Source organism: Aminobacter ciceronei (genome assembly GCF_014138625.1).
Lineage (GTDB): Bacteria > Pseudomonadota > Alphaproteobacteria > Rhizobiales > Rhizobiaceae > Aminobacter > Aminobacter ciceronei.
In genome coordinates this window covers 130,714-152,976 of the sequence record NZ_JACJHY010000007.1, presented here as the reverse complement: position 1 = coordinate 152,976, position 22,263 = coordinate 130,714, and the positions used below count along the sequence as shown (strand labels likewise).

The 22,263-nt window shown below is 59.7% G+C and carries 25 protein-coding genes and 1 pseudogene; 10 read left to right on the top strand and 16 right to left on the bottom strand.

Translation table 11 applies throughout. From position 1 onward, the window contains the following. Positions 1-16 precede the first annotated feature (16 nt). A complete protein-coding gene (locus HNQ95_RS09745; protein ID WP_154384004.1) occupies positions 17-826 on the top strand; it encodes a universal stress protein in 810 nt (269 codons plus the stop codon). Positions 827-953: 127 nt separating this feature from the next. Here the strand turns inward: HNQ95_RS09745 and groL are convergent, their stop codons facing one another. After that, on the bottom strand, positions 954-2,576 hold the full coding sequence (groL, locus tag HNQ95_RS09740; RefSeq protein WP_182573967.1) for a chaperonin GroEL: 1,623 nt from the start codon (positions 2,574-2,576) through the stop codon (positions 954-956). 49 nt (positions 2,577-2,625) lie between these two features. Then, positions 2,626-2,970, bottom strand: coding sequence for a hypothetical protein (locus HNQ95_RS09735; protein WP_154384002.1), 345 nt, complete (start codon positions 2,968-2,970; stop codon positions 2,626-2,628). Positions 2,971-3,116: 146 nt separating this feature from the next. Here HNQ95_RS09735 and HNQ95_RS09730 point away from each other — a divergent pair, with 146 nt between their 5' ends. After that, positions 3,117-5,825 carry a bifunctional acetate--CoA ligase family protein/GNAT family N-acetyltransferase gene (locus HNQ95_RS09730; protein ID WP_246719231.1) on the top strand — a complete coding sequence of 903 codons (2,709 nt, stop codon included), beginning with the start codon at positions 3,117-3,119 and terminating at the stop codon, positions 5,823-5,825. A gap of 4 nt (positions 5,826-5,829) precedes the next feature. Here the strand turns inward: HNQ95_RS09730 and HNQ95_RS09725 are convergent, their stop codons facing one another. Together HNQ95_RS09725 and HNQ95_RS09720 are read right to left on the bottom strand one after the other, a co-directional pair. Beyond that, positions 5,830-7,365 (bottom strand): bifunctional aminoglycoside phosphotransferase/ATP-binding protein, encoded by a 1,536-nt coding sequence (locus HNQ95_RS09725; RefSeq protein WP_067961396.1) that lies wholly within the window; start codon positions 7,363-7,365, stop codon positions 5,830-5,832. A gap of 51 nt (positions 7,366-7,416) precedes the next feature. Further along, positions 7,417-7,818 (bottom strand): c-type cytochrome, encoded by a 402-nt coding sequence (locus HNQ95_RS09720; RefSeq protein WP_067961394.1) that lies wholly within the window; start codon positions 7,816-7,818, stop codon positions 7,417-7,419. Positions 7,819-7,981: 163 nt separating this feature from the next. On the opposite strand from HNQ95_RS09720, the gene HNQ95_RS09715 reads away from it, so the two are divergent. Beyond that, on the top strand, positions 7,982-8,818 hold the full coding sequence (locus HNQ95_RS09715) for a universal stress protein (protein ID WP_067961392.1): 837 nt from the start codon (positions 7,982-7,984) through the stop codon (positions 8,816-8,818). Between the two features lie 64 nt (positions 8,819-8,882). Here the strand turns inward: HNQ95_RS09715 and HNQ95_RS09710 are convergent, their stop codons facing one another. From HNQ95_RS09710 to HNQ95_RS09670, 9 genes are all read right to left on the bottom strand, one after another. Further along, positions 8,883-9,344 carry a pyridoxamine 5'-phosphate oxidase family protein gene (locus HNQ95_RS09710; RefSeq protein ID WP_067961390.1) on the bottom strand — a complete coding sequence of 154 codons (462 nt, stop codon included), beginning with the start codon at positions 9,342-9,344 and terminating at the stop codon, positions 8,883-8,885. Between the two features lie 23 nt (positions 9,345-9,367). Further along, complete coding sequence (locus HNQ95_RS09705; protein ID WP_182573966.1) at positions 9,368-10,300, bottom strand: amino acid kinase family protein; 933 nt, start codon at positions 10,298-10,300, stop codon at positions 9,368-9,370. 65 nt (positions 10,301-10,365) lie between these two features. Next, positions 10,366-11,115, bottom strand: a complete 750-nt coding sequence (locus HNQ95_RS09700) for an SDR family NAD(P)-dependent oxidoreductase (protein ID WP_067961386.1) — start codon at positions 11,113-11,115, stop codon at positions 10,366-10,368. An 11-nt stretch (positions 11,116-11,126) separates the two neighbouring features. Continuing rightward, entirely contained in the window at positions 11,127-11,813 is a 687-nt protein-coding gene (locus HNQ95_RS09695) for a universal stress protein (protein WP_246340643.1), read from the bottom strand. A 294-nt stretch (positions 11,814-12,107) separates the two neighbouring features. Beyond that, positions 12,108-12,779, bottom strand: coding sequence for a phosphoribosyltransferase (locus HNQ95_RS09690; RefSeq protein ID WP_067961382.1), 672 nt, complete (start codon positions 12,777-12,779; stop codon positions 12,108-12,110). After that, entirely contained in the window at positions 12,776-13,201 is a 426-nt protein-coding gene (locus HNQ95_RS09685) for a DUF2267 domain-containing protein (protein WP_067961380.1), read from the bottom strand. Before HNQ95_RS09685 ends, HNQ95_RS09690 begins: the two co-directional genes overlap by 4 nt. 220 nt (positions 13,202-13,421) lie before the next feature. Further along, positions 13,422-13,952: an Hsp20/alpha crystallin family protein gene (locus HNQ95_RS09680; protein ID WP_067961378.1), complete on the bottom strand. Its 531-nt coding sequence runs from the start codon at positions 13,950-13,952 to the stop codon at positions 13,422-13,424. A gap of 161 nt (positions 13,953-14,113) precedes the next feature. Then, positions 14,114-14,620, bottom strand: coding sequence for a GyrI-like domain-containing protein (locus tag HNQ95_RS09675; RefSeq protein ID WP_182573965.1), 507 nt, complete (start codon positions 14,618-14,620; stop codon positions 14,114-14,116). Positions 14,621-14,640: 20 nt separating this feature from the next. Continuing rightward, the gene (locus HNQ95_RS09670) at positions 14,641-15,462 is read right to left on the bottom strand and encodes a universal stress protein (RefSeq protein ID WP_067966429.1); all 822 of its coding nucleotides are present in this window, start codon (positions 15,460-15,462) and stop codon (positions 14,641-14,643) included. A 367-nt stretch (positions 15,463-15,829) separates the two neighbouring features. Here HNQ95_RS09670 and HNQ95_RS09665 point away from each other — a divergent pair, with 367 nt between their 5' ends. Then, complete coding sequence (locus HNQ95_RS09665) at positions 15,830-16,000, top strand: hypothetical protein (protein WP_182573964.1); 171 nt, start codon at positions 15,830-15,832, stop codon at positions 15,998-16,000. 152 nt (positions 16,001-16,152) lie between these two features. Here the strand turns inward: HNQ95_RS09665 and HNQ95_RS09660 are convergent, their stop codons facing one another. Together HNQ95_RS09660 and HNQ95_RS09655 are read right to left on the bottom strand one after the other, a co-directional pair. Then, positions 16,153-16,500 (bottom strand): RidA family protein, encoded by a 348-nt coding sequence (locus tag HNQ95_RS09660; protein WP_067966427.1) that lies wholly within the window; start codon positions 16,498-16,500, stop codon positions 16,153-16,155. A gap of 187 nt (positions 16,501-16,687) precedes the next feature. After that, positions 16,688-17,149 carry an acyl-CoA thioesterase gene (locus tag HNQ95_RS09655; protein WP_067966424.1) on the bottom strand — a complete coding sequence of 154 codons (462 nt, stop codon included), beginning with the start codon at positions 17,147-17,149 and terminating at the stop codon, positions 16,688-16,690. A 704-nt stretch (positions 17,150-17,853) separates the two neighbouring features. On the opposite strand from HNQ95_RS09655, the pseudogene HNQ95_RS09650 reads away from it, so the two are divergent. Both HNQ95_RS09650 and HNQ95_RS09645 read left to right on the top strand, forming a co-directional pair. Next, positions 17,854-18,300: pseudogene (locus HNQ95_RS09650) on the top strand (aldehyde dehydrogenase family protein); the annotation flags it as partial. A gap of 214 nt (positions 18,301-18,514) precedes the next feature. Beyond that, positions 18,515-19,474 (top strand): aspartyl/asparaginyl beta-hydroxylase domain-containing protein, encoded by a 960-nt coding sequence (locus tag HNQ95_RS09645; protein ID WP_208993644.1) that lies wholly within the window; start codon positions 18,515-18,517, stop codon positions 19,472-19,474. Between the two features lie 107 nt (positions 19,475-19,581). Here HNQ95_RS09645 and HNQ95_RS09640 read toward each other — a convergent pair whose 3' ends face one another. Further along, complete coding sequence (locus HNQ95_RS09640) at positions 19,582-20,022, bottom strand: VIT1/CCC1 transporter family protein (protein ID WP_157097073.1); 441 nt, start codon at positions 20,020-20,022, stop codon at positions 19,582-19,584. Between the two features lie 303 nt (positions 20,023-20,325). On the opposite strand from HNQ95_RS09640, the gene HNQ95_RS09635 reads away from it, so the two are divergent. The 4 genes from HNQ95_RS09635 (at position 20,326) to HNQ95_RS09620 (ending at position 22,201) form a co-directional block, all read left to right on the top strand. Then, positions 20,326-20,757: a hypothetical protein gene (locus HNQ95_RS09635; protein WP_067961369.1), complete on the top strand. Its 432-nt coding sequence runs from the start codon at positions 20,326-20,328 to the stop codon at positions 20,755-20,757. A 75-nt stretch (positions 20,758-20,832) separates the two neighbouring features. Continuing rightward, positions 20,833-21,231 carry a VOC family protein gene (locus HNQ95_RS09630; RefSeq protein ID WP_067961367.1) on the top strand — a complete coding sequence of 133 codons (399 nt, stop codon included), beginning with the start codon at positions 20,833-20,835 and terminating at the stop codon, positions 21,229-21,231. 124 nt (positions 21,232-21,355) lie between these two features. Continuing rightward, the gene (locus tag HNQ95_RS09625) at positions 21,356-21,520 is read left to right on the top strand and encodes an alpha/beta fold hydrolase (protein WP_157097072.1); all 165 of its coding nucleotides are present in this window, start codon (positions 21,356-21,358) and stop codon (positions 21,518-21,520) included. A gap of 6 nt (positions 21,521-21,526) precedes the next feature. Continuing rightward, positions 21,527-22,201: an alpha/beta hydrolase gene (locus tag HNQ95_RS09620; protein WP_182573963.1), complete on the top strand. Its 675-nt coding sequence runs from the start codon at positions 21,527-21,529 to the stop codon at positions 22,199-22,201. Positions 22,202-22,263: the final 62 nt, after the last annotated feature.

Genomic DNA, 22,263 nt, shown 5'->3' with positions numbered 1-22,263 from the left:
ATTTCGAGGCGCAGAAATGAGCTACAAATCCGTCCTTGTGAACATCGATATCGACGGACCGGTCATTCCGATTGTGACGGTGGCAATCGAGATCGCGAGATCCCACGACGCAAGATTGATCGGTCTCTGTGGGGCCGACGCACCGCTGCCTATGGCTGGGGTCATGACAGCGGAAGCATGGCAACAGATGCGGGACAACATCGAGAAGCGCTTCACGAAAGTGCGGGCAGAGTTTGAGCGGTTGACCACGGGATCGGTGCGGACCGAATGGCGGCAGAGCCTGACCAACCCCACCCATGCAGTGGTCCAGGCAGCCCAGTCAGCGGACCTCATCGTCATGGCGGCTTCAGAGGGCGCGGCTACCGGAGATTCCTATAAGCACGCCAGTCCCGCGAGTGTCGTTCTTCGTGCGGGCCGTCCGGTTTTGGTCGTGCGCGACAAGGTGGAGCAGTTTGGTGCCGAGCGCATCGTTGTGGCATGGAAGGACACACGCGAAGCCCGACGCGCCGTAGCCGACGCACTGCCTCTGCTTGTCGCGGCCAAAGAAGTGACGGTGGTGACCGTGACGGCTGAGGCAGATCAAGTCATTCGAGATGGCCTAAACAATGTAGTCGCTTTCCTGGCGGAACATGGCATCAAAGCCACGCCAAGATTGATCGAAAGCCCCGATGAATATCTCATGTTGTTCAATTTCATCGACCGTAGCGGTGCTGACCTCGTGGTGTCGGGCGCGTACGGGCACAGCCGATTGAGAGAGTGGGCGTTTGGTGGGGTCACGCGCGCATTGCTCGATGAAGCCCGGCTCAATCGGTTCTTGTCAAGTTGAGAGCATTTCGCCCAACCGCGCGGATCGAAAGCCCAAGAAGAGCGGCTTTCGGTCCTTCTTCGTTGAAGAGTTTCGTCGGCAGTTATTGAGCGTCCGCTGACAGCTGAACATTAGTCAGCGCATCCGACTACATCGACATGTTCGTGTCGGTCGGTCGAACTCCCTTTTCTTCGGGAATCTCCGTCATCGTGGCTTCGGTCAGCAGCAACGTGCTAGCTACCGAAACTGCATTTTCCAACGCAATGCGCACGACCTTGGTCGGATCGATGATACCCGCCTCGACGAGGTCGACATACTGCTTGCGACCAGCGTCAAAGCCGAAATTGCCTTTCCCTTCCAGCATTCTCGCAACGACGACACCTCCATCGACTGCGGAATTCTCCGCTATCTGGCGCACCGGAGTTTCGAGCGCCCGTTTCAAGATCTGCACTCCCGTACGCTCGTCGCCGTCAACGAGCTTCTCTTCCTCCTCGACAGCCGTCGTACAGCGCAGGAGTGCAAGCCCGCCACCGGGAACGATGCCCTCTGCGATAGCTGCCTTGGTGGCGCTGATTGCGTCGTCCAAGGCCTCTTTTCGTGATTTCATCTCGGACTCGGTGGGAGCCCCCACCTTGATTACCGCAACGCCCCCAGTGAGCTTTGCGAGCCGCTCCTGCAGCTTTTCGCGATCATAATCGCTGGTGGTGTTCTCTATCTCCCGGCGAATCTGCTCGATCCTGGCATCAATTGCCTTGCGCTTTCCGCCGCCGCCTACGATTGTCGTGTTTTCCTTGTCGCACACGACGCGGCGGGCACGGCCGAGTTGCTCGACCGAGACATTTTCAAGCTTGATACCCAACTGCTCCGAGATGAGCTGTCCTCCCGTCAGAACTGCGATGTCCTCAAGCATTGCCTTACGCCTGTCGCCGAAACCTGGCGCCTTGACGGCACAGCTCTTCAGTGTCCCGCGGATGTGGTTGACGATGAGCGTCGCAAGAGCATCTCCCTCAACCTCCTCGGCCACGATCAGAAGGGGCGCGCCGGACTTGGCCACGGCCTCGAGAAGCTTAACCAGATCGTTCAGCGTACCAATCTTGCGGTCCACGACCATTACAAGCGCGTCCTCAAGGACCGCCTCCATCTTCTCCGTATCAGTCGCGAAATATGGTGAAAGGTAACCACGGTCGAACTGCATGCCCTCGACCACGTCGAGGACTGTCTCCGTCGTCTTTGCCTCTTCAACGGTGATGACACCGTCATCGCCGACCTTCTCCATGGCCGCTCCAATCAGTTCGCCAATCCCGGCATCATTGTGCGCCGAGATCGCAGCGACCTGTTCCCTTTCCCATCGGGTCTGAACCGGTTTGGAAGCTGCCTTCAATGCTTCGATCGCTCTTTTCGCAGCGCGATCGAGACCTCGCTTGATATCGATGGCGCTGGCACCTGCCACGACGTTTCGAACGCCATCAGCGAGCATCGCTTGAGCAAGAATGGTCGAAGTGCTGGTTCCGTCACCCACCATCTCGCCCGTTTTTTCGGCTGCCTGCCTGAGCATCCGGGCTCCGAGATTTTCCTCCGGATCCCTGAGGTCGAACTCTTTGGCGATCGTAACGCCATCATTGCAGACTATTGGCGGACCCCATCTTGCCTCGATCAGAACCGACTTCGAACGCGGTCCGAGTGTAACTCGAACCGCGTCGGCGAGCTGGGCAGCGCCTCGCAATATTTTCTCGCGAGCCTCCGAACGGAACAACACTTGTTTGTGAGCCATTGCGTGATCCTTTTGAAGGTCTGGAGATTGCCGGATCCGTCAGGATGCTTCACTTGGTCGTCGGCGATTTCTGAGCATTGCCACCCATCATCCCAGTGCCGCATCCGGATGGCATGTGTTCCCATTCGGTGTCTTGTGGCAGGGTGATCCCCAGTTCCGCTGCGCGTTTCTGCATGGCCTCGTGGTGCTCGGCCCGGATAGCGTCGCATTCCTCGTCGGACTTTGCGCTACGCATCCGGTCCATCATCGTGGCCATCTCATCCGCGGACATCATTTGATGACCTTGGAACATCAACGGGCCACGCATCTGGGCCAGAGTCCCTGGGACTTCGCTGGCCAGGGCAACAATCGCGACTGCCGCCCCCAGCATGCGCTTGGTGAACTGCATGTTCATTTGGTTCCTCCTTTTTCACAAATGAAGCACGGGTTGACCCGACGAGCCTTGATGCATGTCAATCTGAACGGCGACATCGGGAATTGATCTAGGGCAATGCGTCCTGCAACGCGGAGCCGTACTGGTCCATGGAGGAGGAAGTCGCTTTGACCATCCGCAACCTGGAATTCGTTCTGCATCCCAGATCGATCGCCATATTCGGCGCATCGACCCGGCCCGGCTCGGTAGGCGCGGTGGTCATAGAGAACATTGTCCAGGGAGGGTTCGAAGGACCGATCTGGCCAGTCAATCCAAAGCATCGTGAGATCGCGGGCAGACCTTGCTATCGAACCGCCAAAGAACTTCCCGAGGCACCCGATCTCAGCGTGATCGTTACCCCTGCCGAAACGGTTCCAGGCATTGTCCGGGATCTCGGCAACATAGGCAGCAAGGCGGCTGTCGTAATCACTGCCGGCCTGACGGTGGAAAACGGCCTCAAGCAGGCAATGCTCGAGGCCGCAAAGCCCAATCTGTTTCGAATAGTTGGGCCTAACACGCTTGGCTTGCTCACGCCCAAGCTGAAACTCAACGCCAGCTTTTCGCATTGCAATGCGTCCGCGGGCGGCATCGCGCTGCTTTCCCAGTCCGGGGCGATCGTGACAGCGCTGGTAGACTGGTCACTCGACAACAATGTCGGCTTTTCCCACATCGTGTCCCTGGGCGACATGGCCGATGTTGATGTTGGCGACTACCTCGACCTGCTCGCCAGTGACCCGTCCACGCATGCGATCCTGATGTACCTGGAAACTATCCCCCATCCGCGGAAATTCATGTCGGCTGCACGGGCGGCAGCTCGGCTCAAACCGGTGGTCGCGATAAAATCAGGCCGACATGATCAGGCTGCAAAGGCGGCCATGACACACACTGGCGCACTTGCCGGCGGTGACCGCGCGGTCACCGCTGCTTTCACCCGGGCGGGAATTCTTCGCGTCGGCGGTCTCATTGAGCTGTTCGATGCGGCAGAGATACTAGCTCTTCTGGGGCCGCTTCAACAAACCCGCCTGGGCATCGTAACCAATGGCGGTGGTGCCGGAGTCCTCGCGGTCGACGACTTGCTTGATCGTCGCTGTGAACTCGCTGCGTTCGCTCCTGCGACGGTTGAACGCCTTAACGCCTGTCTGCCGTCGACCTGGTCGAAAGGAAACCCGGTAGACATCATCGGTGACGCATCGCCACGTAGATACGCCGAAGCCATTGAAGCCGTCGCAGCCGACCCCGGAACAGATGCCCTGATGGTTCTAAATTGCCCGACTGGCCTCGCCTCTTCGACCGATGCGGCATTGGCCGTTTCTTCAATCGCCCGAAGCGGAAAGATAGACGGAAAGCCGTTGATCACCTGCTGGCTTGGAGAAAGCACGGCACGACAGGGGCGACACCTTTTGCAAAACGCCGGGGTCCCGAGTTTCGAGACTCCGGCTGAGGCAGCTCAGGCAGCATCATATCTCAGCGAGTGGTCGCGAGCCCAGGCCGCATTGATGCGAGTGCCGCCGGAGTCCGGGAGCGCTTACATGGCTGACCGCTCCCACGCGATAGCAATCTTCCGGGCGGCTGCGGCTGATGGACGGCAAATGTTGACGGAGGCCGAAGCGAAGGAGGTGATCGCGGCATATGGCATTGCAACGCCAAAGACCGTAGTCGCAAAGTCACCCGCAGATGTCGAGAAGGCTGCGGCAGCTATGCTCCTGAGTGCCGACAAGGTCGTCGTCAAGCTTGTGTCCAGGGACATCTCTCACAAATCAGACGTTGGCGGGGTGGCTCTCGACCTGGGTTCTGCTGAAGCTGCGCGGGACGCCGCCGAGGCCATCTGCCTTCGCATACAGCACTCTTCGCCTGATACGTCGGTGGACGGTTTCACTGTCCAGCCCATGATTAGCAAACGGAGCGCATACGAACTGCTCGTAGGCATCCATCAAGACCCGATCTTCGGGCCTGTGATTATGTTCGGAAGCGGCGGCGTTGCCGTTGAATTGCTTGACGACACGGCAGTGTCTTTGCCTCCGCTCGACGACGTATTGGCGGGAGATCTCATCGACAATACGCGGGCAGGCCGATTGTTGGCAGGATATCGTGATCGCGAACCAGCCAATCGAGCCGCCATATTGGGTACCTTGGACAGTGTCTCGCGACTGGTCGTCGACTTTCGCTGCATCAAGTCAATGGACATTAATCCTCTGTTGTCGGATCGCGAGGGAGCGGTCGCCCTGGATGCCCGCATCCAGTTCGATCCATCGTTGGTCGAGGATCCCGCACCCAATGCCGATCTCGTCATTCGTCCATATCCATCAAAGTGGGAGCGAGACATCGAGGTCAAAGGGCAGCGATACATCATCCGGCCGATCAAGCCGACAGATGTCGCTCTCTATCCGGCATTCCTGGCTAAGGTCACGCAGGAAGACATGCGGCTACGATTTCTCAGTCCTCGCAAGCATTTTCCAGACCAGATGCTAAAGCGGATGACCCAGCTCGACTACGACCGCGAGATAGCCTTCGTAGTCATTGCGCGTGGTGGTGACGAGCTTGCCGGCATCGGTCGCCTCTCATGCGACCCGGATCATGTCGTCGCAGAATATGCGCTGCTCGTCCGAACGGATCTGCAGGCCCAGGGCATCGGCTGGGAACTGCTCAACCAGCTTATCGACTATGCCCGTGAGGACGGAATCTCCAAGATCGAAGGCATGATGCTTGCCGAGAACCGCAAGATGCTGTCGATGTGCCGCGCCCTGGGATTTATGATCCAGCATGAAGTCGATGACCCCGGCCTCTGCCGGGCATCGCTGCGGCTGAAACCTCGCGCGAATGCCGAAGCCAACGACTGACAGTTCAGCAGGAAACCACGCGATCCGTGGCGACCAGAATGTCTGAGACAACGCCGGCAGGTGTCTGGGCGGCATTCAGTCTTTGCCAGCCGACATCGGCAACCGACCTGCGAAGCTGACGCGACAGCACGTCCACCGTCGCATCTGACACGCCCCCACTTCGCTCGCTCACCCGCGACCAAAGCAGGTTGGCATCGGCCTCCAACCAAAATCCCGCAAACGGCACCCCCCGTTCTGTGGCGCAGAGTTCCATTCTGTTCCTGTCTTTCGGACGCTCGAAAACGGCATCTGCCACCACCGACGCCCCCTGAGACAGGATAAGTCCTGCACGCCAGGCCATCTCCGCATAAACGCGCTCGGAAACTTCGGGAGCATAGGCCCTTTCAGGCAGCCGGGTTTCGGGTGCCACACCATGAAGGATTTTCCGAATGCGATCACTTTCGACGACGCGTGCGCCTGGCGGAGCTCCAATATGCGCTGCAAGCGCTTCTGCGACCGTTGTCTTGCCGGAGCCGCTGAGGCCACCAATCGCCACGAGACGGGGCGGGCAAGCGGCCAGAAGCTGACGCGCGAGCTTGAAGTACGATCGTGCATCCGCTGCAAGTCGCGTCTTTTGGGGCCCGCCTTCTTCAGCCTGCGTGGCAGTGACGTGTGCGCGTACAGCTGCACGGATTGCCATTAGCAGCGGCAGGAGTACGAAACCGTCCTCATCGTCTGCTTCATCGAGATAGCGGTTCGCAACCAGGTTAGAAAACTCGGGCAGCCCCCGATGCCAAAGGTCCATCAACAAAAACGCAAGGTCGTAGAGGACATCGACGGTAGAGATGTCGTCGTTGAACTCGATGCAGTCGAACAGACGTGGCTTGCCCTGGAAGAGGCAGATGTTGCGCAAGTGAAGGTCGCCATGGCATCGACGCACCTTTCCATGTCGTTCCCGACTGTCTAGCAGGCCCCCCTGCCGTTGCAGGGCTGTCCGGAAGAGGCCATCGAACTCCTCGACCTCGGATCTGGAGAACACATGGCTCGTGCCAAACCCTGCAAGATTGATGTCGAGCACGCGCTGAAGATTGGCAGCACCTCCGCAGCCATGGGCCACAGGCGCATCACGATGGAATCTAATGATCGTATGGGCAACGTCGGTCATCAGTTGCGGTGTCAATTCATCTGCCACTGCCATCTTGTCGAGCAAGGCAGATTGATCGAAACGTCGCATCTCGACCACAGCGTCAATGAGATCTCCCCTTCCATCAAACTCCAGACGGCCGTCAGGCCTTCGCGTCAACCGTCTCACCCCGAGATAAAGCTCCGGTGCCGTCTTTGAGTTGCGTTCCACCTCCAGCTGACAAACAGCAAGCCTACGATCCGCCGATGAGAAGTCCACGTACGGAAGCTGCACCGCCCGCTTCATCTTGAACGCGCGATCTCCTGCAAGGAAAACGCGGGAAATGTGCGTCTCAATCATTTCCACGGGCCGCGGATCACCATGGCTGGTGGCATCCATCAAGAAATCGACTGCTGCGACCTGGTTATCGGTGATCATTATCCATGCCCTCGATCCGTCCCGTGGCCTCAGGAAGCAACGCTTTCGTTTTCACCTCTGCAGGCTCTCGATGAACGTTGCCAGCTCGTGAATTCTCTCCTGCGTCACGACGGGTCCGTCATCCGGACCATAAAGGCGTTTGTCGCTTAGAAGGAATTGCTGCCCCCAGACTGGCATGTCGCGCTCGCCATGGCCTGGAACAACATAGCGGCCGTCAATTGTTGCCATCACACGCCGATACGGAAACTCTTCACCGTTCTTTTCGGCAAGCTGCGTCAGATCAGTCGGTGCGCTTCGTAATTCCGCAGCCAAAGGACCATCGCCCCGCCCGCCACTTCCATGGCAGGCCGCGCATGAATTTAGAAACTCAGTTTCCCCGTAGCTCATCTCTTGAGCATGAAGAGAAATTGAGCTGCCTGAAATCAATACAGCGACTGTGATCAAGCGTTTCATATGGCGACCTCAGCCCATCGGGTTGGAGCCTAATGTCCCGGTCATGCGTAACCTTGATACGGATCAAATCACATGCGCTTTCACGAATTGACGTAGAGCAAGGAATGTTCCGATCCTGGGCGGTATCAGAAGACCTGGTTTCAATTGACTGAGGATTCAAGCCATGGCCTTCAAGACAATTCTAACGGTTACCGGCACCCACCGCGGCGACAATGACATCAAGTTGGCCGCCTCCTTGTGCGCGGAGGTGGACGCTCATCTTTCCGTGCTTGCCGTGACGCTCGCGGCACCTCCGCCCATTGGCGACTACGCAGCGCCGATGTCCGATGCCTGGATGGAAGAGCGGCGCGCCGATCTCGAGAGGCTTGATACGAGGACGGCCGAGGTCACGCGATTGCTAGCCAGCGCCGCGATTTCGGCGGATGTTTCCAACGCCTATCCTGAAATGGCCTGGGCCGACGAGATCATCGGACGGCGCGCGCGATATGCTGATCTGACCTTCGTCGGTCCGGATCTGCTGTCAGGAGGAACGCTCAGGGACAAGACGATTGAGGGTGCGCTCTTCTCGTCGGGCAAGCCAATGCTGTTGTCGTCCGAGGGCAGCAAGCCGACGCTGCGGCCCAGGAAGGTGATGGTTGCATGGGATTCGCGCATCGAAGCCTCGCGCGCAGTTCGGGAGGCTATCGACATCCTGAGGGCCGCAGACGACGTGCATCTGGTCCTCGTCGATCCGCTTGAGGGTGAAGGCCGTCAGGGCGACGAGCCCGGAGCCGATGTTGCGACCTATCTGGCCCGCCACGGCGCAAAGGTCACGGTCGACAGGTTGCCGAGTTCAGGGCAAAAAGTCGCCGATGTGCTGAAGCGGCATGCCTCGGACATGTCCGCTGAACTGATCGTGATGGGCGCATATGGCCACTCCCGCCTGCGGGAGAAGATCTTCGGCGGCGTAACCAAATCGATCCTGGAAGACGTTTCAATCCCGGTATTGATGGCACGCTGAACTTAAGCTGCGGGGTCGGTGGGAGAGATCGAACCGGCCCCGCGCGTCATATTGCCAACATCCTTCAAGATTGCTCCCCCTCGACAGCCTCCCGGCCCGATACTTGTTCGACGCAAATCCGGAAGAAAAGGTGGGATGAATGCTGGGCAATGGGACGCTGATCGGGTTTCAGACCGCCTGGCTCCCACCAGTTCACATGTTTGCTGAGCAGGTTCCAGGCGTGCTCCTGATCGATCTTGTTCTGCGGCGTGTCGCCTTTCAACTCCTCGAATCGGCCATCGACCAGCACGCTGCGCCACTCTCGGCCACTTCCCCTTTCGTCGACCAGCACGCAAACGCAGGGATTGGCTCGCATGAAGTCGATCTTCTTTCCAGGCATAGAGAACGCGTAAAGCCTGCTGTCTGAGTAACAGAAGTAGAACGGCACAACATATGGCCGTCCGTCCTTGGAACAACCAAGGTGGCCGAAATGACTGCGAGCCAAAATCTTGCTGCAGTCAAGCGTAGACAAAGAACGAACCCACATGACCTCACCTCCGTAAGGTTGAATCAGCGCGGCCAGAAGTCGATCGCGCCTGCCATGGTTGGCACAACACGTGTCCCGGCCTCCCCTGACAGGACATGTTCCACATTCGAAATCGATCCGATGGCAGCCCATTTGTGCGATGCCTCGACGAAGTCGCATGCGGCCTTCACCTTAGGCCCCATCGAAGACGGATCGAAGGCCAGCGTTCCCAACGACGCGGGAGTGGCATGTCTGATTTGTCGCTGTTCCGGTTTGCCATAGTCCGTGGCAACCGACAGCACGTCCGTCAGAAACAGCAATCCGTCGGCATCCAATTCTCGTGCCAGGAGCGAAGCGAATTCGTCTTTGTCCGGCAGGGCCTCCATCCCGTGCAACTCACCACCAGAGCCCGCAGCGACGGGTACGGGGCCGCACATGACAACTGCCGTACCAGACCCGAGCATAGATTTCGCTGCGCCAATCTCGATGGTCTCGAGAAGGCGGGGAACTGGGACAACACGTCGATACTCGCCGTCAAAATCCGCAAATTGCCAGCCACGCAGCTGGCGCAATTGATGGGCGTAGGTCCGTTCGTAGAAGGGTCCGATGGGCTTCGCCGGCTTTCCAAAAGCCTCGTCATCGGCATTGACCAGCACCTGCGCCATGTGCGCGACAACGTGTCGGTCGCTCCCGAGTTTGTTCCACAACTCTCGAGCCAGCAGATACCCTGTCTCACCCCCAGCTTGAGCGCACAGCAGATCAAGACGCGTAGGTTCGGCGACCCTGTAGGAAAACGACTGCAGTGCGAGCATCGCCAACTGTGGGCCGCTGCCGTGAGCGATCACCACGTCGTGTTCCCTAAACACGGGCGCGAGCCACATGGCGGCCATGGCGGCGTTTTCGCGCTGGTTCTCGGCCGTGATCGCCTGCCCTTTGCGCAAGAGGGCATTCCCACCCAAGGAAACCACAAGTCTCATGTTGTGCCTCCGCAGTTTGTGTTCGCCGCTGGCAATCGGGGACGTTCGCGATGCCGTGAGGGCGACTATCGCGACGTGTAACCTCCGTCGACCAGATGATAGCTGCCCGTTATGAAGCTTGCTCTTTCGGACAAGAGGAAGCAGGTCAGCGCCGCGACCTCACGCGCAGATCCGAGGCGGTTCAACGGGTGCAGGGCCGCCAGCTGTCCGATCGTCTCATCGTCCAGGTTCTTCTTGAGGAGTGGGGTGTCGATAAACGCTGGGCCGACGGCGTTAACGCGAACATTCTTCGCTGCATATTCAATAGCTACCGCTTTCGTCAATCCAACCAGAGCGTGCTTTGCAGCAACATATGCGCAAGCCTTGCTCCAACCCACCGACCCCAGGATGGAAGACATATTGACGATCGCTCCTCCGCCGGACTTCAGCATGGCCGGAAGCTGGAACTTGATGCAGTAGAAAACACCATCGAGATTCACTTCCATCACGCTTAGCCAATTATCGATCGGATAGTCGGCCGTTTCGGTATCCACGCCGCCTACGCCCGCATTGTTGACCGCAAGGTGAAGGCCTCCGAACGTCTCCACGGCGAACCGGACCATCTGTTCAACTGATCGTGGATCAGCAACGTCGACCTGACAGGCGTGGGCTTCGCCATTTTCAGCCACGATGGCTTGTGCCACGCGTGCCGCTGAGTGGATGTCGATGTCTGCCACAACAACCTTGGCACCGCCCGCGGCAAGCTCTCGAGCCACAGCCTCGCCTATGCCCGATCCAGCTCCGGTGACAAGCGCGACTTTACTCGAGAACTCCATGGTCGCGTTCCTCAATGCGACATCAGTATCGGCAGACGCAGGTCTGTCAGCACGCCTTCCGTCGCCCCTCCAAGCACGAAGTCACGAACCCTGGAATGGCCGTATCCCCCCATCACCAGGAGGTCCGCACCCAGCTCTATCGCCCGTTCCTGCAAGGTGATTGCGATCGGGCAGTCTTCGGATTTGATGTCTGCGGCATCCGCGTTGAGCCCACGCTTTCTCAATGAAGCGACCAGCTTTTCGCCGATGTCGGCTGCCTTCAGCGGCTTTTCGTCGACTATCGTGAGAACATGGATCCTGGAGGCGTGCGTCAGGAGTGGTAATGCATCAGCCACGGCGCGAGCTGCCACGCGGCTGCCGTCCCATGCGATCGCGATGTGCTCGATCTTGGCTGCGCTGGCCGAGTCGGGCAGCAGGATTGTTGGCCGGCCGGAGTCGAAAATGACCCCTTCCGCAATCATTCTGGAGGTCTGGTTGTTCGGCTCCCACCCCACGAGCGCAAAGTCATGATACCTAGCATGGGTTGCCGCATTTTCACCCTGAAGCGCGAGAAGGACGGCCTCGGAAGCAGTGGTGACGGCAACGCCCTGTAGCGATCCTTCTTCGACCACTTTCGCGAGAAGGTGATCGCCGGCTTTGCGACTGACTGCCTCGGCCTCCCGGATTCGCGCCGGGACATCGATCAGAATTCGTGACAATGGACTCGAAACGTGTGGGATCTCCGCATGAATCGCTAGAACATGCAGGTCGGCATGCAGCTATTGCGCGACAGCGACGGCATTGACGGCGACGGCATCCGAGTTTGGATCAGGATATGTCGCGAGTGGCAGAAAAATCTGGGTTTTCATGCTGCGTCTCCTTGAGCAACGTTTCAGGAAGCCACATCGACCTGAACATGGTCAGAATGAGCGTTCCGGGAGATCTTCGCCTTGACGTAGAGCAAACATTTGCAGATGCACCGCAACTGCCCGAGAGAAGACATCGGAATTGTCTTATCGAGGATGCCGAAGCCTTCGCTCTTCGTTGGCTGCCCGAAGCGCATTCATCGCGTCCTCATCCGTCAGCTGAGGGAAACTGCGATAGTGGTAGCTCAGGGCGCGAAAGCGGCCTGGCGCACTCAAGCAGAAGACTTGGTCGGCCTCCTGTCGGAGAACGTCAAGCGCGTCGGACGGTGCGACAGGGAGTGCCACGACGGTACGTGTCGGCCCCCGCCGTTTGACCGCGCGCAAGGCGACTTTCAGGGTCGCCCCTGTGGCGGCACCGTCGTCGACCAAGACCGCAGTTCTGCCAGCCAGTGAATGGGAGCGGGTGACCCCTCGAAAAAGCCTGCTGCGCCGCTCCAGTTCCGGACGCTCTGCGTTCACCAGCGCAGCAAGTTCCTCGTCTCCCAGGGAATACGCTTCGACGATTTCGCGGTTCACGACCACATCCGGAGGCGTGCCATCGACGATTGCAGCGACAGCCAATTCCGCGTTCCCCGGCGCGCCAACTTTGCGGACAATGAGCACGTCGAGAGGAGCATCGAGCGCACTAGCGACGGCTGCGGCCACTGGGATGCCCCCACGGGGAAGCGCCAGAACAACGGGCTTGGCCAGCTTGGCGCCAAGCAATTCAAGCCCCAGCCTTTCGCCCGCCTCTTGCCTATCTCGGAACATTGCCGTCATTCCGGCCAAAGGTGTCGAAGCGACTTGCGCATCGAATTCTTCACCTGGACGATTTCACCATGGGAAAGATGCCGATCGAGGAGCCTGAATACGGCTGCAATACCTTCCTCGATGTCGACCTCGGGCTGTTCGTTCAAGGACTTCGAGATTCGGAGCACAAAGTCACGTTTGTCACGCTCCACGGCGGGCGACTTCGCTGGATCCCAGCCTTCGAAATAGATTCCTCGGATCATCTCAGGTAGCTGCGAAGAAAGATCCGCGGCCTCCTCTGGCGACAGCCAGTCGCGCAACGCCTGAAGCACTGCCCTCATCAAACGATGAGAGAGGTTTTCCGGCCAGCCGAGATCGGCAGCCAGTTCATTCACCCATTGCTGAGCTTGCTGGGCGGAGTGTGAGAAGTTGGGCTTTGATGCGTGTCCCATGAGTCGACCCCATGTCCTTTGCCGGAGTGTCTCGACTTTTGGTGGTTTGGGAGATCAGCCTCACCACCCCACGTCGTTGCGAAGTATCTGGCGATCTCGTTGTCAGAAAGCCCCAGGTGCCTCAGGGCGCGGACGCTAGCTTTCGTCCGCTACCATCGGAGACCTTCTGGCATGAGTGTCGGCGCCATGAACGCGCCAACACTCAGCATTGTGGTTGGCCCTATGCGGCCTTCACCGTGATCGTCTTTTCAGGCTTCTGGGCTTCCGCAGTCTTCGGCAGCCTGACAGTCAAGATGCCCTTCGAAAAGGTGGCTTCGATCTTGTCGGCATCGACCCCCTCGGGAATCTGAACGGACCGCTGGAACGAACCGTAACGGCGTTCTGACAGGAAATAGTCTTTCTTCTTCTCTTCCTTTTTCTCGGATTTTTCACCCTTGATCGTCAGCACGTGGTTGGTGACCTTGATATCGATGTCCTTCTCGTCGGTCCCAGGGAGTTCGGCCGTGATTTCGTACTCCCCGTCCTTTTCGACCAGATCCATCGCAGGAGCCAATGGCCAATTGCCTGCAAAGGGAGTGCGTAGCTCTGGCAACCTTGGAATAGCCCCACGCCAACCAAATGGATGGAAATCATCGAAGAGACGATCGACCTCTCGGCGCAAGGACTCAAACGAAGTCCATCCTCCGCCGCGAGCCTGCGGTACATTTTCCTTCTCGGCCGTTACGGGAAGTTTGGTCGATGTATCAGCCATGGAATTGATCCTTCTTGAACGTTGACCTATCGCCTCGTTTGGGCAGCTATTCCGCCGCGTGCACAGATGGCCGCGCAGGTTGGAGAGGCGCTCTCCCAGCTCTTCCTTGAGACGATGTTCCTGAATGTTACGCCGAGCACCCTCGACCACATTGACGTATGTCAAACTGGCGGTGACCATGACGGCACATTGGGCGTGAAGACGAAGTCAGGCACGTCGCGAAGGGGCCAGAGCAGTTCGGTCACAGTCTCGCTTGTCGACCTGCCTGGATAGGATTCCCACATGTCGCCAGTCGCAGTGAGCCCGCGCGCGTGAATTTCCGCGAGCACAGCCCTGTAGGTGTCGGTCAATGGCTCTCTGGAGCCAACTTGTTGAGCCTTGACTGCTTCTCCGGCCGCCGTTGCGCCAAGCCCTAAGCCGGACCCACGCAAGATTCTGAATTGATCCTCGCGTATCGGGAAGCCTGCGTCGAAAAGAACCTCATTCTCGTCGATCTTGCGATAGCGAACCAGACGTGGACCTGCCGGAACGACCATGCTCGACGATAGCGCCCGGTAGAGCTTCTCAAAGCTTACAGCCAGCATGTCGCCGAGTTGTGCAGAGGTGCCACTTCGCGAGACATACGCATAAGGGCTCGGCAACATGGAAACCAGTTCAAGGTCTGGCATTGCTGCACCCTGGATCACCGTCAGTTTGACATCAGCCGATTTATCGCTGGACTTCTAAGCAGGGCACGAGTGACACCGCCAAACGCCCATTCTCGGATTCGGCTATGACCGTAGGCACCGGAGACAAGCAGATCAGCGCCATATTCATCGGCAATCTGGATTAAGGCTTCGGCCTCATCTGCTCCGCCGACATCAATGGCCTCTGCGGTTGCCCTAACGCCATGTCGAGCGAGAAAGCTGACGACATCATCGATGCCTTGTCTCGCTGTGCCGTCGACGCTTCCGAGAGCCACGACGCGCACCCGCGACGCAGCTGTAAGGAATGGCATCGCATCTGCGACTGCACGCCGAGCCTCGCGCGTATCCTTCCAGGCGATCAAGACAGCCTCAGCGCTGACGGGCTTGAAATCGGCAGGCGCCAGCAGCACTGGGCGCCCTGCGGAAAGCAGCAAAGTTCCATGGTCCACAGTTCGGTTGGAGTCGACTGCCGATAGAGGCCCAGACCCCGCGACGATCAAGTCTGCCGCTCGCGAGTGCAGTGCTAGCAGTTGGTTGGGATTGCCGATTTCACCACGCCAGGAGACACGTTTGTCGTCACCTGCCAGCTGGAAGAATTCCTGCCTTACCTTTGCGAGGCGGTCCTCAATTTCGTCGACTTGGCGCTGCATCGCTTCTGCAATTGCAAGGTCGCTGTCACCTGTCGGCATGACATATCTCGGCTCGGCCGCGCAGAAGCCTATCAAATCTGCGTCAAACATCAGAGCCGCGGCTTTTGCATAGGCTACCCTAGACCGGACAGGACGGTCGATATCGAGTTGCAGGAGGATCGTGTTGTAGCTCATTGACTTGCTCCACTCCGAGCAAACCATGACATGTTGGCGTTGGTCCGCTTTGACGTGCGTCAAGGAGGAGCCTTACCCGACAACCAAATCGGCCTTCGATAGATTTCCTTCGCTCATCAGTTGCACCCGCCCATCTCACTGACAGGCGGGTGTTGCGGTCGGCCGCTTACCAAATCCCAAATGATTGGGCATTTGATCCTTCGCCAGCCGCACCAGCTGCAAGATCTGGGTTATCCCGCCCGGCTACCGTCGGTCGATGGTCTCTTTCAAGTCTGGGACCTCATAGGGAGCTTCGGGTTTGGCATTGTGCGTCAGGGTGCTCCCGGGTCAGCCCATCTCAGGCGATCTGGTCGCGGAAGATTACTACATGTCCAAGACCGATAAGGACATCAACGCGCTCTTGCGGTCAAAGCGCCTGCGCATTGATGAAGGACGTTACTCGAAAACACTGTCGATCCTACGGGTTCGACATGACAGTTCAGATCTGAGTGATCTCTCCGAGGAAGAACTGCGCACCGTCGCCTGGAAAAAGGAATAGTGCGTCAGGTTTCTCCGTGAAGCTTCCAACATTGAGGAGCGATGGCAGCCGCGTCGAACCCTGGAAGATTTCGGAGTCTTCGTAGAAATCCATCGCGACGCGATGGTGGTTTCTTGACGAGAGGCGGCGCCCGGCAGCATTCCTCACCTGCCCTATCGCGCAGCTACCGCCGTGATTTCAACGCCGAGATCGGGATAGGCGAGCCTGGATTCGACCGTCGCCCTCGCCGGCGCCTCGCCGGAGATGACCCATCGGTCCCAGGCTTCGTTCATCTGGGCGAAGTTCGACATGTCGGCCAGATAGATCTGCACCATGGCGAGGTTCCTCTTTGTCACCCCGGCCTGCGCCAGCGTCTCGTCGAGCAACTGGAGCACCTCTTCCGTCTGTTCGCGCACCGATTGGCCTCGCGTCTTCTCGGCGGTGTGGCCGGCGACGAAAATCAGGTTGCCTACGACGACAGCGTCACTCCACCTGATATCGGGGTTTATTCTTTCAAGCATCGGATCATCCTTTTTCGCGGGCTCCACGGCACGTGGGAATCCAACTGACGACAGCCTATGTTTGATAGGCCGCCAGAGAGCAAGGGACGTTCATCGGCAGCGATCTGCCGGCAGCTGAGACGCCATTCGTCACGGCCGAGAGTTTTCGGCGGGTGGCGAGTGGCTGCACCATCCAACATACACGCCGCTACTCTTCGCCCGCATTCGCTGCGGCCCGAAAGCGCCCCTCGAACTCCCGCCTCAGTTCGCGGCGCAGTTCAGCGGCGCGGTGGCGTCTGCGGTCGATGTCGGTCGACGGCACAAAAGGCGGGATCCCGGTCGGGCGGCCGTCTTCGTCCACTGCCACCATGGTGAAGTAGCAGGAATTTGTGTGGCGCCGCTGGCCGGAGCGAATGTTTTCGGCCTCGACGTGGATGCCGATTTCCATCGAGGTGCGGCCGGCGAAATTGACCGAGGCCCGGAAGGTGACAAGTTCGCCGACATTGATCGGCTCGCGGAACACCACCTGGTCTACCGAGAGCGTGACGGCGTATTTGTTGGAATAACGGGACGCGCATGAGAAAGCGACGCGGTCGAGGAGATTGAGCAAGGCACCGCCATGCACCTTGCCGCTGAAATTCGCCATTTCGGGCGTCATCAGCACGACCATCTCGAGCCGGCGCGTATCCCTGTCCACCTAACGAACCTCCCCGATGATCGCAGCCGCATTCGACCACATTTGATGCGCGTCGAACACTGCGCACTTCATCACCGTCCCAAACTGCGAGCCCGAATGGTCGCGAAGGAGCTGTGCCCAAAACAGGTCGGAGACGCGCCCATTCCGATCGAGCTCAACTGGCTGCTCCATCAGACGAACAAGCTACATGAACCCATCCAATGAGCTAATTGTCTCTGTACCTGCGACGGGCGTAGATTCGAGGGTGGGAAGGTGGGGTAGTGCGCCGACGCGGTGCCTTAAATCCTAGGTGTGAGTATTGCGTCGGCTGCCCCACCCCAACGCCCACCGCGCAATGCAGACGGCCCGACTTGGCAACGCCAAGCGGGCCGCTCTTGCAATTGCTGGCCGCCACCGCCACGTTCTGCTTTGAAGGTTGGAACGCACCTATCTCGTCGTCATGCCAACGCGACGCAGGAGCGCAGCGGCGAGGAGCGCAGCGGCGAGGAGCGATCCGGGAAATGGACCAAAAGCAATTGCTTGGCCTTTCGAGCGACGAACGCCCGAAGTGACAGCGAAGAGCCTCGGAGACTATAGGATTCCTGCAGTGACATTGCGGAAAGCATAGATCCGCACTGCTGGCGCAGCTTACTCCATCGTCCTGAACACCTAGCGTAGCGTCCTGATCGAGCCGGCGTCATGACGAGGTCGTCGAACGGCTGGCCGCGCGCGCCGCATCCACCCGCATCGGCGACCCCAGGGAGACCTCGACCGGCATGGGGCCGCTGGTCTCGGAAGTGCAGATGAAGCGTCTGCTCGACTACATCGAGATCGGCAAGCAGGAGGGCGCGCGCCTGGTCACCGGCGGCAGCCGCCACGGCGAGCGCGGTTTCTATGTTGAGCCGACAGTCTTCGCCGACGTCGCGCACGAGATGCGCATCTCGCAGGAAGAGATCTTCGGCCCCGTCGCCACCGTCATCAAATTCAACGACGACGAGGACGCACTGCGCATTGCCAACGGAACTGTCTATAGCCTCGCCGCCGGGGTCTGGACGGCAGATATCGGCCGCGCCCACGACTTCACCAGGCGCCTCAAGGCCGGCACGGTCTGGGTCAACACCTATGGCCCGACCGACATCCGCCTGCAAAAGCCGCCGAAATCATCGGCGGCTTTTGTCGTTGGTGGGGGCACATCGTCCCAATCAGCCAAGGAATGCCAGCCAGTTTGCCCGACCCAACGATCCGATCTGCCGGCAGCAAAGCCGATCGGTGGCGAGCTGTAGCCGGGCACCGTCACGTAATGCTGCTGCAATGCGTCATCCGTAATCAGTCGCGCGGAAGGTTTTCCAAGGAGAACTCATGCTGGTTTCCGCGTTCATTCTGGCGCTCGCCGCCATAAGCATCGTTTATGTCTACCGTTTCAGGGGTGAGGCTCGCTACAACAGCCTGACCGAGTATATCCGCAAGGGTTGGCCGATCTTCACGCCCCTCAATTGCGTGCTCTACATGACCACGCTGCGGCGTGGATCGAAGGCCGTCCTCGACCCGGCCGAGTTCCCTGAAGTCGGCCTGCTGCGCCAGAACTGGCAGACGATCCGCGACGAAGGGCTGGAGCTGGTGCGCCAGGGCTATTTTGACGCGACCAAGCGTCCGGGCACGGCAGGCTCCTACGATGTCGGCTTTCGGACGTTCTTCAAATATGGCTGGAGCCGCTTCTACCTCAACTGGTATGGCTACACGCACCATTCCGCGCGGCGGCTCTGTCCCCGGACGACAGAGATATTGCTGCAGGTGCCGGCGGTGCATGGCGCCATGTTCGCCTTCCTGCCGGGCCGCTCAAAACTGACCAGGCATGCCGATCCCCTCGCCGTATCCCTGCGCTATCATCTTGGCCTGGCGACACCCAATTCGGACGACTGCTTCATCAATGTCGATGGCCGCAATCAGAGCTGGCGCGATGGCGAGGTGCTGATGTTCGACGAGACCTACCTGCACTATGTCCGCAACGACACCGACTCCGACCGTCTCATCCTCATGTGCGACGTCAAACGCCCGTTGAACCCGATCGGGGCGCTGTTCAACTTTTTCTACCAGGGCATAACCCGTGCCTCGGTCGTGCCCAACACACCGGAAGACCATCGCGGTCTGGCCAACAGGGCCTTTGCCCGGCTATCACCGCTGCTGGCACGGATCAAAGCGCTGAAGGCGACCAATCGCCTGATGTATTACACCATCAAGCGGTCGGTAAATGTGCTGCTGGTCCTGCTGCTTGTGGGCTTGGCAACGGGCGTGGCTCAATTGCTTGGCCGCCTGGTTTGAAGGCCGTATCGTAGAACCATCCCTGGTTTCGGAACACGGCCGCTCGGGGATGGCTTTTCAGAATTGCCGATGCAGGGTGTGATGGAGGCTGCGAAAAGACCGCAATCTCAGCACCGCCGCACCCCGCCTCTCCTGGCGCAACGCTTGCGCTCGCCCGGGCTCCGGTTTGCGACAACAGGGCCGGCATCCGCCTCCGTAATGCCGTAGCGCTTGTAGAATTCGGCGTTGTCGCGCTCGATCTGCTCGCGCATCACCTTGTCGTGGCGGATGATCATCGCGTCGCGGGCAGCCCTGCCCGCCGTCGTGGTAACAAGGCTGCCGGCACCCATTGGCAGCATCGAGGCGGCTACCCCCGCGACGCCCTGCGCCGTTCCCAGCGCAGTCGCCTCCGCCATCATCTGCTTTTCCAGCTTGCGCGTGTCGTCGGAATAGCCAGGGCCTTCGAAGTTCGATTCAGTGGTCGTCGAGCAGGCCGAGATCGCGTAGCAGAGCGCCAGCGCGCCACTGCCGATCCATGCCCGATGACCTGACAATGCGGTTCTGCCCATGCCTCGCCCCTCGACCGGCAACGGCCGGCGCAGCGGCGGCCCCTGCCGCCAGCCCCTTTCATTTACGCCCGGGGGAAGGCCACGTCTTGGACTGGAATGAACAGACCATGCCCAGACGGAACAAGCCATCGATTTCAGCTGTTACTCGGCAAAACAACTTGCTGCCTGCACCAAATCTGCTGCACGAAATACGCGCAGTGTTGCTGGAATATCTTTTCCTCGCGACCGGAACAGCCAAAAATTGTTCACTGGACATCGTTCTTCCCTAGGGCAAACTGCCTCCAGGGGTGCGAAGGAGGAGATATGCGCGCAAGAACAGCGACCATCGGCGACCTCGAGGTGGTCTTCCATGACCTGTCCAAACGGATGTCCGACGAGTATGCCGCCGCCGGCAAGGACGCCAAGAGCGCCTACGACAACCTGATGATGAACCTGAAGGAAGGACGCGCCCACGCGCTTGTCGAAGGTGACCGCCCGGTGGCGATCATCGCCTGGCACGAGCATTCGGACGCGGCCGAAACACTCTTCGCCGCCCAGGACGAGTTCTTCGCCGCGCCCACGGTCCGGTTCTGCAAGCGTCACATCCGCCGTATCCAGCAACTTGCCGGCAACGTGCCGATCCACTCGCGCGGCTGGCTCGATCGCCCCGAGGTCGCGCGCTGGTTCCGCATCATCGGCTATGTCGAACGCGGCCGGCAGCATGGCGCCCTGCTGTTCGAACTCCCGCCCGCCTAGACCAGCCGCCTTGGCAAGGACGCGTCGTCGTAGCAGACTGCTGCGGCGACTGTGCCCCCATCCCGGGAGTAACCGATGCCATCTGACACGGTACACTCTGAAATGGTCAATGTCCGCTACCTCGTCGACGACGTCGAGGTCTCGATCGACTGGTACACGCGCCATCTCGGCTTCGAGGTGCTTACCAACTATGCGCCGGCCTTTGCCGACGTCTCCCGTGGGTCGCTGCGCCTGTTGCTCAGCGGCCCGACCAGTTCGGCGGCACGGCCGATGTCCGATGGCGCCCAGCCGCGCGCCGGCGGCTGGAACCGCATCCACCTGATCGTCGACGATCTCGCGGCGCAGGTGGCGCGACTGCGGGCCGAGGGCGCGCAGTTCCGCAACGACATGATCAAGGGCCCCGGCGGCGCGCAGATCCTGCTCGTCGACCCCTCGGGCAATCTCGTCGAGCTGTTCCAACCGGCCGGGCGCTAGGCGTAAGAGGTCGCGGCTTCCTCCGACAGGCGCCTGTACAACCCATGCTTGCGCGCTTGAGCAAAGGCGCTCACAGTTCCTTGGCCTCGATGGGAGGTTCTTTTCATCAACTGCGGGGGTAGTCATGATGCAGGCTTGGGGAGCTGATACGACCGAAGAGACATTCCAGAGCGCCGGAGGGCTGAACATCTTCCTCAGGTCGCGGCGACCGGAAGGCAAGGCGCGCGCCGTCGTCGTCATCTGCCACGGCGTCAATTCCCATGGCGGGCAGTATGGCTGGGCGGCGTAGCATCTCGTGAAGCACGGCTTTGCCGTCTTCGCGCTCGACCTGCGCGGACGCGGCAAATCGGACGGCGAACGCTTCTTTGTCGAGACGGTCGGCGACTATGTCAGCGATGTCGCCGGCGCGATCCGGATTGCCAAGTCGCGATATCCCGGCCTGCCGCTGTTCCTGCTCGGCCACAGCGCCGGCGGCGTGGTCTCGGCCACTTACACGCTCGAAAACCAGTCGGAGCTTGCCGGCTTCATCTGCGAGAGTTTTGCCTTCCAGGTGCCGGCGCCCGGATTCGCGCTCGCTGCGATCAAAGGGCTCAGCCACGTCGCCCCGCGCCTGCCGGTGCTTACGCTCAAGAACGAGGATTTTTCCCGCGACCCGGATGCGGTGGCAGCTCTCAACAGCGACCCGCTGATCGCCCACGAGGTTCAGCCGGCGCTGACCGTCGCAGCGCTCGTCCGCGCCGACGAAAGGCTGCGTGAGGAGTTCCCCATGATCACCCTGCCGGTGCTGATCATGCACGGCACCTCCGCCAAGGCCACCGTCTGCCATGGAAGCGAATACTTTTTCGAAACCGCCGGCTCCCGGGACAAGACGCTGAAGCTCTATGAGGGCCATTATCACGATCTGCTCAACGACATCGGCAAGGAAGACGCCATTGCCGACATGACCAATTGGATCGACAAGCGCCTTTAGGCGCGCCAGCGCTGGGCGGCGTACAGGTCGTCACCGGGATCGCGACGCTCGCCGCGATCCAT

Bases quoted from the DNA above. Each gene is read 5' to 3' on its own strand.
- HNQ95_RS09700 (WP_067961386.1), bottom strand. From the start codon at position 11,115: ATGGAGTTCTCGAGTAAAGTCGCGCTTGTCACCGGAGCTGGATCGGGC.
- HNQ95_RS09720 (WP_067961394.1), bottom strand. From the start codon at position 7,818: ATGAAACGCTTGATCACAGTCGCTGTATTGATTTCAGGCAGCTCAATT.
- HNQ95_RS09710 (WP_067961390.1), bottom strand. From the start codon at position 9,344: ATGTGGGTTCGTTCTTTGTCTACGCTTGACTGCAGCAAGATTTTGGCT.
- HNQ95_RS09670 (WP_067966429.1), bottom strand. From the start codon at position 15,462: ATGAGCTACAACACGATCCTCCTGCAACTCGATATCGACCGTCCTGTC.
- HNQ95_RS09745 (WP_154384004.1), top strand. From the start codon at position 17: ATGAGCTACAAATCCGTCCTTGTGAACATCGATATCGACGGACCGGTC.
- HNQ95_RS09645 (WP_208993644.1), top strand. From the start codon at position 18,515: ATGCTGGTTTCCGCGTTCATTCTGGCGCTCGCCGCCATAAGCATCGTT.
- HNQ95_RS09680 (WP_067961378.1), bottom strand. From the start codon at position 13,952: ATGGCTGATACATCGACCAAACTTCCCGTAACGGCCGAGAAGGAAAAT.
- HNQ95_RS09735 (WP_154384002.1), bottom strand. From the start codon at position 2,970: ATGAACATGCAGTTCACCAAGCGCATGCTGGGGGCGGCAGTCGCGATT.
- HNQ95_RS09690 (WP_067961382.1), bottom strand. From the start codon at position 12,779: ATGACGGCAATGTTCCGAGATAGGCAAGAGGCGGGCGAAAGGCTGGGG.
- HNQ95_RS09640 (WP_157097073.1), bottom strand. From the start codon at position 20,022: ATGGGCAGAACCGCATTGTCAGGTCATCGGGCATGGATCGGCAGTGGC.
- HNQ95_RS09705 (WP_182573966.1), bottom strand. From the start codon at position 10,300: ATGAGACTTGTGGTTTCCTTGGGTGGGAATGCCCTCTTGCGCAAAGGG.
- groL (WP_182573967.1), bottom strand. From the start codon at position 2,576: ATGGCTCACAAACAAGTGTTGTTCCGTTCGGAGGCTCGCGAGAAAATA.
- HNQ95_RS09715 (WP_067961392.1), top strand. From the start codon at position 7,982: ATGGCCTTCAAGACAATTCTAACGGTTACCGGCACCCACCGCGGCGAC.
- HNQ95_RS09655 (WP_067966424.1), bottom strand. From the start codon at position 17,149: ATGGTCGTGCTGATGACGCCCGAAATGGCGAATTTCAGCGGCAAGGTG.
- HNQ95_RS09725 (WP_067961396.1), bottom strand. From the start codon at position 7,365: ATGATCACCGATAACCAGGTCGCAGCAGTCGATTTCTTGATGGATGCC.
- HNQ95_RS09675 (WP_182573965.1), bottom strand. From the start codon at position 14,620: ATGCCAGACCTTGAACTGGTTTCCATGTTGCCGAGCCCTTATGCGTAT.
- HNQ95_RS09630 (WP_067961367.1), top strand. From the start codon at position 20,833: ATGCCATCTGACACGGTACACTCTGAAATGGTCAATGTCCGCTACCTC.
- HNQ95_RS09625 (WP_157097072.1), top strand. From the start codon at position 21,356: ATGATGCAGGCTTGGGGAGCTGATACGACCGAAGAGACATTCCAGAGC.
- HNQ95_RS09660 (WP_067966427.1), bottom strand. From the start codon at position 16,500: ATGCTTGAAAGAATAAACCCCGATATCAGGTGGAGTGACGCTGTCGTC.
- HNQ95_RS09685 (WP_067961380.1), bottom strand. From the start codon at position 13,201: ATGGGACACGCATCAAAGCCCAACTTCTCACACTCCGCCCAGCAAGCT.
- HNQ95_RS09665 (WP_182573964.1), top strand. From the start codon at position 15,830: ATGTCCAAGACCGATAAGGACATCAACGCGCTCTTGCGGTCAAAGCGC.
- HNQ95_RS09635 (WP_067961369.1), top strand. From the start codon at position 20,326: ATGCGCGCAAGAACAGCGACCATCGGCGACCTCGAGGTGGTCTTCCAT.